14 protein-coding genes are annotated in these 13,226 nt (G+C 69.5%); 8 read left to right on the forward strand and 6 right to left on the reverse strand.

What is annotated here, in order from left to right; translation table 11 throughout:
* Positions 1-7: 7 nt before the first annotated feature.
* The 3 genes from A3G1_RS0102380 to A3G1_RS40285 all read right to left on the reverse strand — a co-directional run bounded on the left by A3G1_RS0102380 (position 8) and on the right by A3G1_RS40285 (position 2,664).
* Positions 8-1,210 (reverse strand): aminotransferase class V-fold PLP-dependent enzyme, encoded by a 1,203-nt coding sequence (locus tag A3G1_RS0102380; protein WP_245563441.1) that lies wholly within the window; start codon positions 1,208-1,210, stop codon positions 8-10.
* A gap of 49 nt (positions 1,211-1,259) precedes the next feature.
* Positions 1,260-1,706: a hypothetical protein gene (locus A3G1_RS0102385; protein ID WP_018347858.1), complete on the reverse strand. Its 447-nt coding sequence runs from the start codon at positions 1,704-1,706 to the stop codon at positions 1,260-1,262.
* 106 nt (positions 1,707-1,812) lie between these two features.
* On the reverse strand, positions 1,813-2,664 hold the full coding sequence (locus tag A3G1_RS40285) for a M23 family metallopeptidase (RefSeq protein ID WP_018347859.1): 852 nt from the start codon (positions 2,662-2,664) through the stop codon (positions 1,813-1,815).
* Between the two features lie 247 nt (positions 2,665-2,911).
* Between A3G1_RS40285 and A3G1_RS0102395 the strand changes: the two genes are divergently transcribed.
* The 4 genes from A3G1_RS0102395 to A3G1_RS32770 all read left to right on the forward strand — a co-directional run bounded on the left by A3G1_RS0102395 (position 2,912) and on the right by A3G1_RS32770 (position 7,309).
* Positions 2,912-3,319, forward strand: coding sequence for a cobalamin B12-binding domain-containing protein (locus A3G1_RS0102395; RefSeq protein ID WP_018347860.1), 408 nt, complete (start codon positions 2,912-2,914; stop codon positions 3,317-3,319).
* Positions 3,320-3,896: 577 nt separating this feature from the next.
* Positions 3,897-5,075 carry an ADP-forming succinate--CoA ligase subunit beta gene (gene sucC, locus A3G1_RS0102400; RefSeq protein WP_018347861.1) on the forward strand — a complete coding sequence of 393 codons (1,179 nt, stop codon included), beginning with the start codon at positions 3,897-3,899 and terminating at the stop codon, positions 5,073-5,075.
* 2 nt (positions 5,076-5,077) lie between these two features.
* On the forward strand, positions 5,078-5,965 hold the full coding sequence (gene sucD, locus A3G1_RS0102405) for a succinate--CoA ligase subunit alpha (RefSeq protein ID WP_018347862.1): 888 nt from the start codon (positions 5,078-5,080) through the stop codon (positions 5,963-5,965).
* A 93-nt stretch (positions 5,966-6,058) separates the two neighbouring features.
* On the forward strand, positions 6,059-7,309 hold the full coding sequence (locus tag A3G1_RS32770; RefSeq protein WP_018347863.1) for a cell division protein PerM: 1,251 nt from the start codon (positions 6,059-6,061) through the stop codon (positions 7,307-7,309).
* 56 nt (positions 7,310-7,365) lie between these two features.
* Here A3G1_RS32770 and A3G1_RS42060 read toward each other — a convergent pair whose 3' ends face one another.
* Positions 7,366-8,025 carry a DUF4190 domain-containing protein gene (locus tag A3G1_RS42060; RefSeq protein ID WP_157640854.1) on the reverse strand — a complete coding sequence of 220 codons (660 nt, stop codon included), beginning with the start codon at positions 8,023-8,025 and terminating at the stop codon, positions 7,366-7,368.
* Positions 8,026-8,201: 176 nt separating this feature from the next.
* A complete protein-coding gene (locus tag A3G1_RS0102420) occupies positions 8,202-8,678 on the reverse strand; it encodes a CD225/dispanin family protein (protein ID WP_018347865.1) in 477 nt (158 codons plus the stop codon).
* A 113-nt stretch (positions 8,679-8,791) separates the two neighbouring features.
* On the opposite strand from A3G1_RS0102420, the gene purN reads away from it, so the two are divergent.
* From purN to A3G1_RS32780, 4 genes are all read left to right on the forward strand, one after another.
* The gene (purN, locus tag A3G1_RS0102425; protein WP_018347866.1) at positions 8,792-9,412 is read left to right on the forward strand and encodes a phosphoribosylglycinamide formyltransferase; all 621 of its coding nucleotides are present in this window, start codon (positions 8,792-8,794) and stop codon (positions 9,410-9,412) included.
* A 157-nt stretch (positions 9,413-9,569) separates the two neighbouring features.
* Positions 9,570-11,108 (forward strand): bifunctional phosphoribosylaminoimidazolecarboxamide formyltransferase/IMP cyclohydrolase, encoded by a 1,539-nt coding sequence (gene purH, locus A3G1_RS0102430; protein ID WP_018347867.1) that lies wholly within the window; start codon positions 9,570-9,572, stop codon positions 11,106-11,108.
* A 71-nt stretch (positions 11,109-11,179) separates the two neighbouring features.
* Positions 11,180-12,733, forward strand: coding sequence for a Na+/H+ antiporter (locus A3G1_RS0102435; protein ID WP_018347868.1), 1,554 nt, complete (start codon positions 11,180-11,182; stop codon positions 12,731-12,733).
* A complete protein-coding gene (locus tag A3G1_RS32780; protein ID WP_018347869.1) occupies positions 12,726-12,989 on the forward strand; it encodes a UBP-type zinc finger domain-containing protein in 264 nt (87 codons plus the stop codon). Before A3G1_RS0102435 ends, A3G1_RS32780 begins: the two co-directional genes overlap by 8 nt.
* Here A3G1_RS32780 and A3G1_RS40290 read toward each other — a convergent pair.
* On the reverse strand, positions 12,965-13,219 hold the full coding sequence (locus A3G1_RS40290) for a hypothetical protein (RefSeq protein ID WP_157640856.1): 255 nt from the start codon (positions 13,217-13,219) through the stop codon (positions 12,965-12,967). The genes A3G1_RS32780 and A3G1_RS40290 overlap by 25 nt on opposite strands.
* Positions 13,220-13,226 lie beyond the last annotated feature (7 nt).

Consider the following 13,226-nt stretch of genomic DNA (forward strand, 5'->3'; position numbering starts at 1 on the left):
GCACCGCTCAGGTCCTGCTCAGGCTCGCGATCGCCTCGGCGGCCCGGCCGAGTTCGTCCTCGGTGTTGTAGTAGTGCGGGGAGAGCCGCAGGCACCAGTCGACATCCTTGTCACCGAAGTCGAACTGCGCGAACTCCCGGAAGCTCAGCGCCGAGTTGACGCCCAGCCCGTCGAGCGCGGCCTTGAACGGCTCCGGCTGCCAGCCCCAGATCGTGAAGGTGACCAGCCCGCCCAGCTTCCTGCCCCGGTCGGCCACGCGCACGCCCGGGATCTCGCCCAGCAGGGTGCGCAGCCGGGCCGCGAGCGCGGGCGTCCGGCGTGCGATGGCCTCGATGCCAATCTTTCTCGCGTACCTGACGGCCTCGGCGCACCCCAGCACAGTGGAGTACGGGAACTCCCACTCCTCGAAGCGCGCCGCCGTCGCGGCAGGCTCGTACCGGCCCGGCGCCACCCAGCGCGCCCCGTGCATGTCGACGAACAGCGGCTCGTAGCCGGCGTCGAGCACCCGGTCGGAGACGTACAGGAACCCGGAGCCGCGCGGCCCGCGCAGGAACTTGCGGCAGGTGGCGGTGAGCAGGTCGCAGCCGATCTCGTGCACGTCGAGCGGGTAGTGGCCGGCCGACTGGCAGGCGTCGACCAGGTACAGCAGGCCGAGTTCGCGGCAGTGCGCGCCGATCTCGGCGACCGGCTGGACGAGGCCCGAGTTGGTCGGGATGTGGGTGGCGGCGACGAGGCGCGGCCGGTGCGTCCGCATCAGGGCAGCCATCGCGGCCACGTCCACGCCGCCCTCCGGCAGGTCGGGGGCGTGCACGACGACGACGCCGTACCGCTTCCGCAGTGACAGGAACGCGATCTGGTTGGAGATGAAGTCGTTGCGCGTGGTGAGGATGACGTCCCCTGGCTGGAAGGGGATCGCCGACAACGCTGTCGAGTACGCGTGCGTCGCGCTGCCAGCGAAGGCGATGTTGCGGGGTTCCGCCCCGATCAGCGCGGCGATCTCGGTGTAGAAGCCCTGGACGGCTCCGGCCTGGGCCGCGGCTGCCTCGTACCCGCCGATCGTCGCTTCGAGGTGCAGGTGGTCGACCATAGTGGTCAGTACCGGGGCGGGTAGCAGCCCGCAGCCAGCGTTGTTCAGGTGGATCACGCGCTCGCAGCCGGGCGTGTCGGCGCGCAGGGCGGTGAGGTCGAGTAGTGATTCGGCCAACGGCACAGTAGCGCTATCAAGTGGCTTCATATTGGACAGTAGCACTTGTGTGCTGTCACGGGCTCCGCTCGTAGACGGCTGTCATCGCCGCGTACGCGGGAATGCCCGGCCCCTCGTTGGTCATGGTGATCCGGAGCCCGGCCCCGGCCGGTTCGACGTGGATGGCCCAGCCCCAGTCGCCACCGCCGTACGTCGTGCGGAGGTGAGTACCAGAAGAATCGGCGGTACCGGTCAGCGTCGCAGCCTGCGGAGACTGGTGCCAGCTGTCCAGCCAGGTCGCGGCCGCCGATCCGTCCTCGGCATCGTGCAGGAGCGCGAAGCCCTCCTGAGGGCCGTCGGCCGGATGTGACCAGGTGTAGGCGAGGCTGACGCCGTTACGGGCCACGAGCGTGAGCTCAGCGGTGGTCGCCAGCCGCTCGGCCGGGTCGGCCGGCATCAGCCGGAACTCGTTCGTCCCGGCCCAGCGGCCGGCCAGCTCCCGGAGGGCCTCGATGACGGGCATGGCCTGATCGTAGAGCCGCCACGGGACGCCGGGGGCCTGGTCGCGGATACGGCAACGCCCCGGCCGCTGCGGGCCGGGGCGTTACGCCGTACTACGTGTGTCAGTCCTAGAGCTTCACGCCACGAGCGGCCATGAACGGGACCGGGTCGACCGCGTTGGCGTGCTCGATGCCGTTGCCGCCGACGTGCACCTCGAAGTGGCTGTGCGAGCCCTGCGAGTCGCCGGTGTTGCCCATCAGCGCGATGAGCTGGCCCACGTCCACCTTCTGCCCGACGCTCACCTTGATCGCCGAGTTGTGTGCGTAGAGCGTGCGGACGCCGCCGCCGTGGTTGACGACGACGGTGAAGCCGTAGCCACCCCAGTCGTACGTGGTCGCCAGCTCGACGGTGCCGGCCGCGACGGAACGGATCGGCGTGCCCTCGGGGCCAGCCAGGTCGACGCCCTCGTGCGCGGTACCCCAGCGCGGGCCGAAGGAGCTGGTGAAGTCGTAGTTCACGACGGGGGAGACCCACGCGGGCTTCGGCGGGGGCGGGGGAGCCTGGGTCACCGGCGGGGCGGCGGGAACGGCCGGAGCCGCGGGAGCTGCCGGGGCGGCGGGCGCGGTGGAGGGCGCGGCGGCCGGGACCGGAGCTGCGCTGCTCGGGGCAGCGGAAGGAGCTTCACGGTTGGAGCGGTCCGCGCGCGAGTCGACCTGACGTTCGTCGGCCTTCGCTGCGGCGGACACCGGGGCCGTGGACTCGGCACCGGGCTGGTTCACATATACGAGCGACGCGAGGGCGGCGAGCGTGACGGCGGCGACTCCAACGCCAGCGCCGGTGTACTTGCTGCGCAGCGCGCGGTGGTTTCCGATCGGGTGACGCTTCAGTTTGCCCAGTGTGGCACCGAGTACATTGCTGACTTGCTGGACCTTCGTCGCGAAGAGCGGCTTGTCGCCCTCTTCATCTTTTGTATGTCGCATCCGACAACCTCCGGTATCAGCGGGTGAGCCGTCGACGAGCTAACCCGCTGACATCGGTGACATCCAAGGTTGATCATGTCTTCGTGGCCTTTCGCTCAGCCTTCCTGGCCGACCGGACTAGGTTTGTTGCTGCTGTGACTACATCGCGTTATCGATCGATCACAGTGCAGCAGGCCGATGCGGTGTGGGTCACGCCCGGCGGCCGATGTACCGTCTCCGGCAGGAAAGCTTGACAAGGGAGTCTGCGATGAGCGCACGGATTCGGGTTGTCGTCGCCAAGCCGGGCCTCGACGGGCATGACCGGGGGGCCAAGGTCGTCGCCCGTGCCCTGCGGGACGCCGGCATGGAGGTCATCTACACCGGGCTGCACCAGACCCCGGAGCAGATCGTGGAGACCGCCATCCAGGAGGACGCCGACGTTGTCGGCCTGTCCGTGCTGTCCGGCGCGCACATGACCCTGTTCGCCAAGGTGATCGAGCTGCTCAAGTCGCGCGGCGCCGACGACATCGTCGTCTTCGGCGGCGGGATCATCCCCGACGGCGACATCCCCGAGCTCGAGGGCCTCGGCGTGGCCAAGATCTTCACCCCGGGCGCCACCACCCAGTCGATCGTCGACTGGGTCAAGGACCGCTTCGCGGCGAGCACCACCGCGTAACCAGTCGAGCGAGGAAGGGGCTGCCGGTTTCCCCGGGGCCCCGCCGCGGGTACAAAATCACGCTCTTGATCTTGGCTCTTCGCTCTTGATCTAACGCGAGGTGGCCCGGTGAGCGGAAATCTGACAAGCAGAAAAAACGCCCTAGTACTGATGTACTTGGGCGTTTTTTCTGCGCAGCTCAGATTTTCGCTCACCGGGCCGGCACAACCCATAGGTGAGGGACCGGATGCACCCCTCACACATCCGGTCCCTCTTCGCACGACACCCCGCCGCCACCCCTCGACCGACGAGGCATCGGCCGCTTGCATCAGACCTGTAGGGGAGTCCGTTTCCTGGTGTTTCGTCCCCCTCGTCTGACATCCAGTTCAACGAGGGCCGCTGGTGGGGGTAACGCCCTCGCCGGAAAGTTTTTCTGGCTGCATCCGCAAAAAGTTTGCGAATCAGGTTCGGGTGTGCTGTGGACTTCGGCACACCGTGTACCCGCGTGTTCACCCCTGTGCGGCGGGGCCACTAGTCTGCGACGTTAGGCCCGTCAATCGGCGGGCGCGTCAAGGACGACGGAACGGGACGCGCAAACGTGGACCTGTACGAGTACCAGGGGCGCGAGCTGTTCGAGCGGCACGGGTTGCCGGTTCTGAGCGGCGACGTAGCCACCACTCCGGAAGAAGCCCGCGCGATCGCCGAGAAGCTCGGCGTCGGGGTTGTAGTGAAGGCCCAGGTCAAGGTGGGCGGCCGGGGGAAGGCTGGCGGCGTCAAGCTCGCAGCTGACCCCGCTGAGGCTCAGGCTCGGGCGACGGACATCCTCGGGATGGACATCAAGGGCCACACGGTCCACAAGGTCATGGTGACCACCACGGCCCAGATCGAGGAGGAGTACTACTTCTCCTACCTGCTGGACCGGGCGAACCGTACCTTCCTCTGCATCGCCAGCGTCGCGGGCGGCATGGAGATCGAGACGGTCGCGCACGACGCGCCCGAGAAGGTCGCCAAGGTCGCGATCGACGCCAGCAAGGGTGTCGACCTGGCCCTGGCCCGGGAGATCGTGGCTCTGGCGCAGTTCCCGGCTGAGGTCGCCGATCAGGTGGCCGACATCGCCGTGAAGCTGTGGGCCGCCTTCGTGGCCGAGGACGCCACGCTGGTCGAGGTCAACCCGCTGGCCAAGCTCGACGACGGCCGGGTGCTGCTGCTGGACGCGAAGGTTACCTTCGACGCCAACGCCGACTTCCGCCAGGCCGGGCACGAGGCCTACGAGGACAAGAGCGCCGTGGACCCGCTGGAGCAGGCGGCCAAGGCCAAGGACCTCAACTACGTGAAGCTCGACGGTTCCGTCGGCATCATCGGCAACGGCGCTGGCCTGGTCATGTCCACCCTGGACGTGGTCTCCTACGCCGGTGAGGAGTTCGGCGGCGTCAAGCCGGCCAACTTCCTCGACATCGGCGGCGGCGCCTCGGCCGAGGTCATGGCCGACAGCCTGGAGATCGTCATGTCCGACGCTGACGTGAAGAGCATCTTCGTCAACGTCTTCGGTGGCATCACCGCGTGCGACGCTGTCGCCAACGGCATCGTCTCCGCGCTGCAGCTGCTGCACGACCGGGGCGAGGACGTCACCAAGCCGCTGGTCGTCCGGCTGGACGGCAACAACGCCGAAGAGGGTCGCCGCATCCTCGACACGGCGAACCACCCGCTGGTCCAGCGGGTGGACACTATGGACGGTGCCGCCCGCAAGGCGGCCGAGCTCGCGGCTGCGGGGGTCTGATCATGGCTATCTGGCTGACTGAGGACTCCAAGGTCATCGTGCAGGGCATGACCGGCTCCGAGGGTATGAAGCACACCCGGAAGATGCTGGCCGCCGGTACCAAGATCGTCGGCGGTGTGAACCCGCGCAAGGCCGGCACCACCGTGGACGTCGACGGCACCGAGCTGCCGGTGTTCGCGTCCGTCGCTGAGGCGATGGGCCAGACCGGTGCTGACGTCACCGTCATCTTCGTCCCGCCGGCGCACACCAAGAGCGCCGTTCTCGAGGCGATCGACGCTGGCATCGGCCTCGCCGTCGTGATCACCGAGGGCGTCCCGGTGCACGACACCGCGGAGTTCTGGGCGCACGCCGTCGCCACGGGCAACAAGACCCGGATCATCGGGCCGAACTGCCCCGGCATCGCCTCGCCCGGCAAGTCGAACGCCGGCATCATCCCGGCCTCGATCTCGGGCTCCGGCCGGATCGGTCTCGTGTCGAAGTCGGGCACGCTGACCTACCAGATGATGTACGAGCTGTCGGACATCGGTTTCACGACCGCTGTCGGCATCGGCGGCGACCCGATCATCGGTACCACGCACATCGACGCTCTCGCCGCGTTCCAGGAGGACCCGGAGACCGAGGCGATCGTGATGATCGGCGAGATCGGTGGCGACGCCGAGGAGCGCGCCGCGCTGTACATCAAGGAGCACGTGACCAAGCCGGTCGTCGCCTACATCGCGGGCTTCACCGCCCCCGAGGGCAAGACCATGGGTCACGCGGGCGCGATCATCTCCGGCTCGTCCGGGACGGCCGACGCCAAGAAGGTCGCGCTGGAGGCTGTCGGGGTCAAGGTCGGCAAGACGCCGTCGGAGACCGCGCGCCTGATGCGTGAGGTCATCGAGAGCCTGTAAGTCAGTTCTCCCAAGATCCGAACAGGGCGCTTGCACTGCTCAGCAGTGCGGGCGCCCTATTCGGTTAGACCTGTTCGCTTAGAGTGGACAGTGATGGAAGAGGAGACCTACACCGCCACCCAGCGCGAGACTGTGCTGATCCGGCCTGCCCCGCCGAAGGTGAAGAAGGCGCCGAAGGTCTCCGTGTTCTCCGCGGCACTCGTCACGAGTGGCTGGGCAGCGCTGATCTCCTTCGCCCCCGTGCTGGTGCTCGCTGCGGCTGCCTGGCTGTTCGAGGGGCGCAGCGCCGCTTCCGCCAGCGCCATCGGCCGGTTCAGCGCCGCTGCCTGGCTGCTGGGACACGGGGTGCCGATCTCGGCCGGGGACGTGCGGGTCAGTCTCGCGCCGCTGGCGCTGACAATCCTGATCGTGTACCGGCTGGTGCGAGCCGGCGCCCACACCGCGCGCGGCGTCGGGCTCGGACGGTCCATCGCGGACGCTCCGGCCGACCCCCGGCAGGTGGTGAAGCTGCTGGCTCCGGTGATCGGTGCCGTGGCCGGCGCGTACGGGCTGCTGGGCGGGCTGGCCGCCGTGCTGGCGAGTACGCCGGGCCTGACGATCTCCCCGATTCGCGCTCTGCTGACGACCGGCCTGCTCGCCGCCGCTTCCGCCGGTGCCGGGGCGCTGGCTGAGTCGGGACTGTTCGGCGGGGTGTGGCGTCGCGTACCCAGGCAGTCCCGGCACGCGCTGCGGACGGCCGTGGTCGGTGTGCTGGCCCTGGCCGGTGCTGGCGCGGGTGCCGTGGGCGTGTCCGTCGCGGTGAACGGCGGGGCGGTCGGCGGCGTTCTCCGCAGCTACGACACCGGGGTGCTCGGCCAGGCCGGCCTGACCCTCGTCTGCCTCGTCTACGCGCCGTCGTTGTCGGTCTGGGCCGCCAGTTACCTGGTCGGGCCCGGGTTCCTGCTCGGCGCCGGTACGAGCGTCAGCCTGCTCGACGTCCGGCTGGGCGCGATCCCGGCAGCCCCGGTCTTCGGCGCGCTGCCCGACCGGCCGGTGACGTGGCTGGGCGCGCTGGTGATGCTGGTGCCGCTGCTGGCCACGGCCCTGGCCGGCGCGCTGCTGGCCCGGCGCTCCGACCTGCGCACGCCGAGGCTGGCCAAGTCCGCGATGCTCGCCGGCCTGCCCGCCGGGGTGCTGTGCGCGCTGGCGGCGTTGTTCACCAGCGGCTCCCTCGGTACCGAGGAGATGGCAGACCTGGGCGCTGTGTGGTGGCAGTTCGGCCTCTTCGGCGGGCTCGCGGTGGCGGTGGGCGCCCCGCTCGGCGCCGTCGCGTACCGGCTCGGGCCTCGCCTCTTCCGCCGCTGACCTTCATGAACGTGGGACCCCTCACGTCGCCATAGCGACATGAGGGGTCCCAATGCCTAGCGGTTGTAGTCGTCCATCCGGTCGCGCAGGCCATCCCAGTCCGTCATGCCGCAGGCGATGCACGACGCCACGATGCCGACAGCGCCGAGGATCAGGCCGACGAGGGCGAGCGTCCGGTTGGTCGCCTGGCCCTGCTTGGCCTTCTGCATGCCGATGAAGCCGCACACCACGGCCGGAATGCCGAACAGCAGGCCGATACCGCAGCACCAGAACAGCACCAGGGCCGCGATACCGAAGCCGAGTGCCAGGTAACCCCAGATGTTGCCCTTGTCGCTGGGCTGGTCGCCCTGCATGGACCCGTAGGGCGGCATGCCGGGTGGCACCGCGCCGTACGGGTCGCCCGCGCCGGCGCCGTAGGTCGTTCCGCTGTAGGGCGGGCCGGACGGCGGTGGCGGTACGTATGGCTCGCCCGGCCCGTAGGGTCCGCCCGGCTCGTTCGGTACCGGCGGCGGCGGCGGGGGAGGCGGTGGTGGCGGCTGTGCGCCGTACGGCGGCACCGGCTCGGCACCCGGCCCCGTCATGCCGCCAGGGAACCCGCTCGGCGGCGGGGGTGGCGGTGGCGGCGGGTTGTGCGGGGTATGTGGCACGCCGCCGGGTGGCTCGGGTTGCTCCGGATAGTCCGGCCCGCCGGGTGGCGGGGGCGGTGGCATCGTCATCTGCTGCTCCCCTCAGCGCAGTAGCAGAGCTAGCTTCGGGGTCATCGTATGCCCGTTTCGCTCGTTTAGTGACACTTATCGAGGTCGAAACGGGTCCGAATACGAACCGGGGCCGGTCCTGAGTGGTCTCAGGCCCGGCCCCGGTGGTGGTCGCCGCTTCGGCTACCGCGCTGGCGCTACGCGTTGGCGATCAGCGGGAGGATGAAGAAGCAGACGCAGTTCAGCACGATCAGGATCGGGCCGATGATCGTGGCCAGCTTGGCCCACTTCTTGGCGGCCTCCGACGCGGTCTGCGCGTCGGCGTACCGGCCCTCGGCGATCGCCGGGTTGACCTTCTGCGCGTTGATGATCGCGGGGATCGCCAGCGGCCAGAACAGGAAGATCGAGATGATCGCCCAGGTCATGTAGTTCGGGATCTCACCGGCCGGCGCCTGGCCGTAGGGCTGCCCGTAGGCCGGCTGGCCGTAGCCGGCCGGCTGCTGGGCCTGCGGCTGGCCGTACGCCGGCTGCTGGCCGTAGCCTGCTGGCTGGCCGTACGGCTGCTGCGGCTGCTGGCCATAGGGCTGCTGGCCGTAGGGCTGGGCGGGCTGACCGTAGGGCTGCTGCGGCTGCTGGCCGTACGGCTGCTGCGGGTCCTGGTTCGGGTAACCCATCGGGGGTGACTCCAAGCTTGCAAGGGATGCGAACCCGCGTAGCGTACCGGGAACCACCAAGAAAGTGCCTGGCCCTGGCATGCGGCCGGAGGCGGCCCGATAGGGTTTGGCGCATGACAGCCCGTCTCGTTGTCCTCATCTCCGGCGGCGGCAGCAATCTGGCGGCCCTGATCGAGGCGTGCTCTGATCCCGGTTACGGCGCGCAGGTCGTGGCGGTCGGCGCGGACCGCGCCTCGGCCGGCGGGCTCGAACTCGCGAGGGCCGCGGGCATCCCCACGTTCGTCCAGTCGGTGAAGGCGCACCCGACCCGCGAGGAGTGGGACGTGGCGCTGGCCGCCGACATCGCCGAGCACCAGCCGGACCTGGTCATCTCCGCCGGGTTCCTGAAGCTGACCGGGCCGGCCTTCATGGAACGGTTCGGCGACCGGTACATCAACACGCACAACTCGCTGCTGCCGTCCTTCCCCGGCATCCACGGGCCGCGCGACGCGCTCGAGTACGGGGTGCGGATCACGGGCGCGACACTGTTCTTCGTGGACAGCGGTGTGGACACCGGCCAGATCATCGCGCAGGTCGCGGTGCCGGTCGAGCTGGACGACACCGAGGAGACCCTCACCGAGCGGATCAAGGTCGCCGAGCGGCGGCAGCTCGTTGAGTACACGGGCAGGCTGGTCCGTGAGGGCTGGACCATCTCCGCCCGCAAAGTCCTGATCGGGGTTGTGCCGACCCGGTGAGCGAAAATCTGAGCTGCGCAGAACAAAAGCCCACGTACAAACCAGTACGAGGGCTTTCGTTCTGCTTGTCAGATTTCCGCTCACCGGGCCACCTCGCCTTAGATCAAGAGCCAAAGCAAGAGCTCAAATAGCGTCAGTGCTAGGAAGGTTGGCAGCTGTGAAGAAGGCGATCCGCCGGGCGTTGATCTCCGTGTACGACAAGACCGGCCTCCCCGAGCTGGCCCGCGCGCTGGGCGCGGCCGGTGTGGAGATCGTCTCGACTGGTTCCACCGCTTCCGTGGTGGAGGCCGCCGGGGTCAAGGTGACCCGGGTGGAGGAGCTGACCGGCTTCCCCGAGTGCCTCGACGGCCGGGTGAAGACCCTGCACCCGAAGGTGCACGCCGGGCTGCTGGCCGACCTGCGGCTGGACACGCACACCGCGCAGCTCGCCGAGCTGGGCATCGAGCCGTTCGACCTGCTGGTCAGCAACCTGTACCCGTTCCAGCAGACCGTGGCCTCCGGCGCCGGCCCCGACGACTGCATCGAGCAGATCGACATCGGCGGCCCGGCGATGGTGCGGTCCTCGGCGAAGAACCACGCGAACGTGGCCGTCGTGACCAGCCCGTCCTTCTACCCCGAGCTCGTCGAGGCCATCAACTCCGGCGGCCTGACGCTGGAGCAGCGGCGCAAGCTCGCCACCGAGGCCTTCCGGCACACCGCGTCCTACGACGTGGCCGTCGCCTCCTGGCTGGGCGCGCTGGGCGCCGGGCAGGACTTCCCGGACTGGGCCGGCCGGACCTGGCAGAAGGCCGGCGACCTGCGCTACGGCGAGAACCCGCACCAGAAGGCCGCGCTGTACACGTCCGGCACCGGCGGGCTGGCCACGGCGGAGCAGCTGCACGGCAAGGAGATGTCGTACAACAACTACATCGACACCGACGCGGCGTGGCGGGCGGCCAACGACCACGAGGGCCCGTGCGTCGCGATCATCAAGCACCAGAACCCGTGCGGGATCGCCGTCGGTACCGACATCGCCGAGGCGCACGCGCGCGCCAACGCGTGTGACCCGCAGAGCGCGTACGGCGGCGTGGTCGCGGCGAACGGTACCGTGACGGCGCAGATGGCCCGGCAGATCAACGAGGGGTACACCGAGGTGCTGGTGGCTCCGGAGTTCGAGCCGGAGGCGCTGGAGATCCTGAAGGCCCGGAAGAACATCCGGCTGCTCGTGATCGGTACCGACCCGGCGGCGGAGGTCGAGCTGCGGCCGATCTCCGGCGGCCTGCTCGTGCAGACTCCCGACCACGTGGACGCGCCGGGGGACACCGCTGACGGCTGGCAGCTGGTGGCCGGGGAGGCGGCTGACGCCGGTACCCTCAAAGATCTTGAATTCGCGTGGCGTGCTGTCCGTGCCGTGAAGTCGAACGCCATCCTGCTCGCGAAGGACGGCGCTTCGGTGGGCGTCGGCATGGGCCAGGTCAACCGGGTCGACTCGGCGAAGCTGGCCGTGACCCGGGCCGGCGAGGAGCGCGCGACCGGCTCCGTCGCGGCCTCCGACGCGTACTTCCCGTTCGCTGACGGCCTCCAGGTCCTGATCGACGGCGGCGTGAAGGCTGTCGTGCAGCCGGGCGGCTCGATCCGCGACCCCGAGGTGATCGAGGCGGCCAACGCGGCCGGCATCACGATGTACCTCACCGGCACCCGGCACTTCTTCCACTAGATCGCCGTCTCCGGCGGCTCCTGTGTTGATCATGGAGCCGCCGGGACAGCCGGTCCACTAATCTCGATCATGTGCACGAGCTGGTAACTATCGTCGGCCTGGTCGCGACGGTTGTCGCGGTGGCCGCCCTCGCCCGGCGGCTGGGCGTCCTGGCGCCCATCCTGCTGCTGACGGTCGGCATCGGGATCTCCTACATCCCCGGTGTCCTCGACGTCAGGCTCTCCTCAGAGGTCGTCCTGGTCGGCATCCTGCCCCCGCTGCTGTACGTCGCCGCGGTGGAGACCTCGCTGCCAGCCTTCCTCCGCAACATCCGGCCGATCCTGATGCTCGCGGTCGGGCACGCCCTGTTCATCGCGGCAGCCGTCGGCTTCACCCTGCACTGGATCGTGCCTTCGGTGCCGCTCGCCGCCGCGTTCGCCCTGGGTGCCGTGGTCGCCCCGCCGGACGCCGTCGCCGCGACCTCGATCGCGAGCCGGATCGGCCTGCCCCGCCGGATGGTCACCATCCTCGAAGGCGAGAGCCTGGTCAACGACGCGACAGCCCTCGTCACCCTGCGCGTGGCGGTCGCAGCGGCCACCGGGCAGGCACTGTCCGGCCTCGACATCACCCGGACAGCGGCGATCGCGGTCCTCGGCGGCCTGGCCGTCGGCTTCGCCGGCGCTGCGGTCATCGGTTTCCTGCACCGCCGCACGACGAACCCGCTGCTCGACAACTCGCTGAGCCTGCTGACCCCGTTCCTGGTGTTCATCCCCGCAGAGCAGATCCACGCGTCCGGTGTGGTCGCTGTCGTGGTCAGCGGCCTGGTCCTCGGCCACCAGTGGCCCACGCTGATGTCCGCGGCCTCCCGCCTCCAGATGGAGGCATTCTGGAAGATGGTCCGCTTCCTGCTGGAAGGCTCGGTCTTCCTGCTCGTCGGCCTCCAGATCCGCTGGATCATCGCCGACCTCGACATGGACGTGGCCACCGTCGCCCGCGCGACCGTCGCCGTCGTCGCTGTGGTCATCATCGGGCGTTTCCTCTGGGTGTACCTGGGCACAGCGCTCACCAGCCTGCTCCCCGGCCACCGCCCCCGCGACCCGATCCCCGCAAAGTCCTTCCAGGCCGTGGTGTCGTGGGCTGGCATGCGCGGCGTGGTGACCCTGGCGGCCGCGTCCACGATCACGCTCGCCGAACGGCCACTGCTCGTCTGGCTCGCCTTCGCCGTGATCGTGGCGACCCTGCTGATCCAGGGCCTCACACTGCCCTGGGTCGTCCGCACGATGAAGCTCCCCAGGGACGACCCGCGCGCCGACGCCCTGGCCGAAGCCGGCGTCCAGCACGAGGCGGGCAAGGCAGGCCTCGACCGGCTCTACGAACTCGCCGACAGCGCCCCGGTCACCGTCGTCGAACAACTCCGCAAGGTCGTCGACTACCGCACCAACATCGCCTGGGAACGACTGGGCAAACAGGACGGCGAAACCCCCACCCAGGCGTACTCCCGGCTCCGCCGCGAGATGCTCGAAGCCGAACGCGAAGTCTTCCGGGTCGCCCGCAACACTGGCAGGCTCCCCGAGGAAGTCCTCCGTGCCGCCCAGCGCGACATGGACCTCGAAGAATCCCTCTTGGAACGGAGACACGATGAGTAGCAGCTGCGAGCACCTCGCAGTCGGCGGGGAACTCCCGGGCAACGAGGTCGACGTGTGCGGCGAGTGCGTCGCCGTTGGCCACCGCGACTGGGTACACCTGCGCCAGTGCCTGAGCTGCGGCCACGTGGCCTGCTGCGACTCGTCGCCGTACCGCCACGCCACCGGCCACTTCCACGCCACCAGGCACCCGGTGATGCGCTCAGCCGAACCAGGCGAAGCCTGGCGCTGGTGCTACGTCGACGAGGTATTGGGGTAGGCCAGTGGCGGGGCCGCTGCCCACAGCTCCCAGGCGGCGAGTGATGTCGCGTGGAGCTGGTAGACCGCCCAGCGGTCCAGTGGGTGGCCGCCGGTGATGGTGGGCAGCGATGTCACCGGGCCGCCAGGGCGGTGCAGGCGATAACTGTGGCCGGGCCTGGTCCATTGCCCTCCGGAGACAGTCCACGTCACCGAATCGTGGGCGAGGACGTAGATGTCCCCGTGCCGCATCCAGTGC

This window comes from Longispora albida DSM 44784, assembly GCF_000379825.1.
GTDB classification, from domain to species: Bacteria; Actinomycetota; Actinomycetes; order Mycobacteriales; family Micromonosporaceae; genus Longispora; species Longispora albida.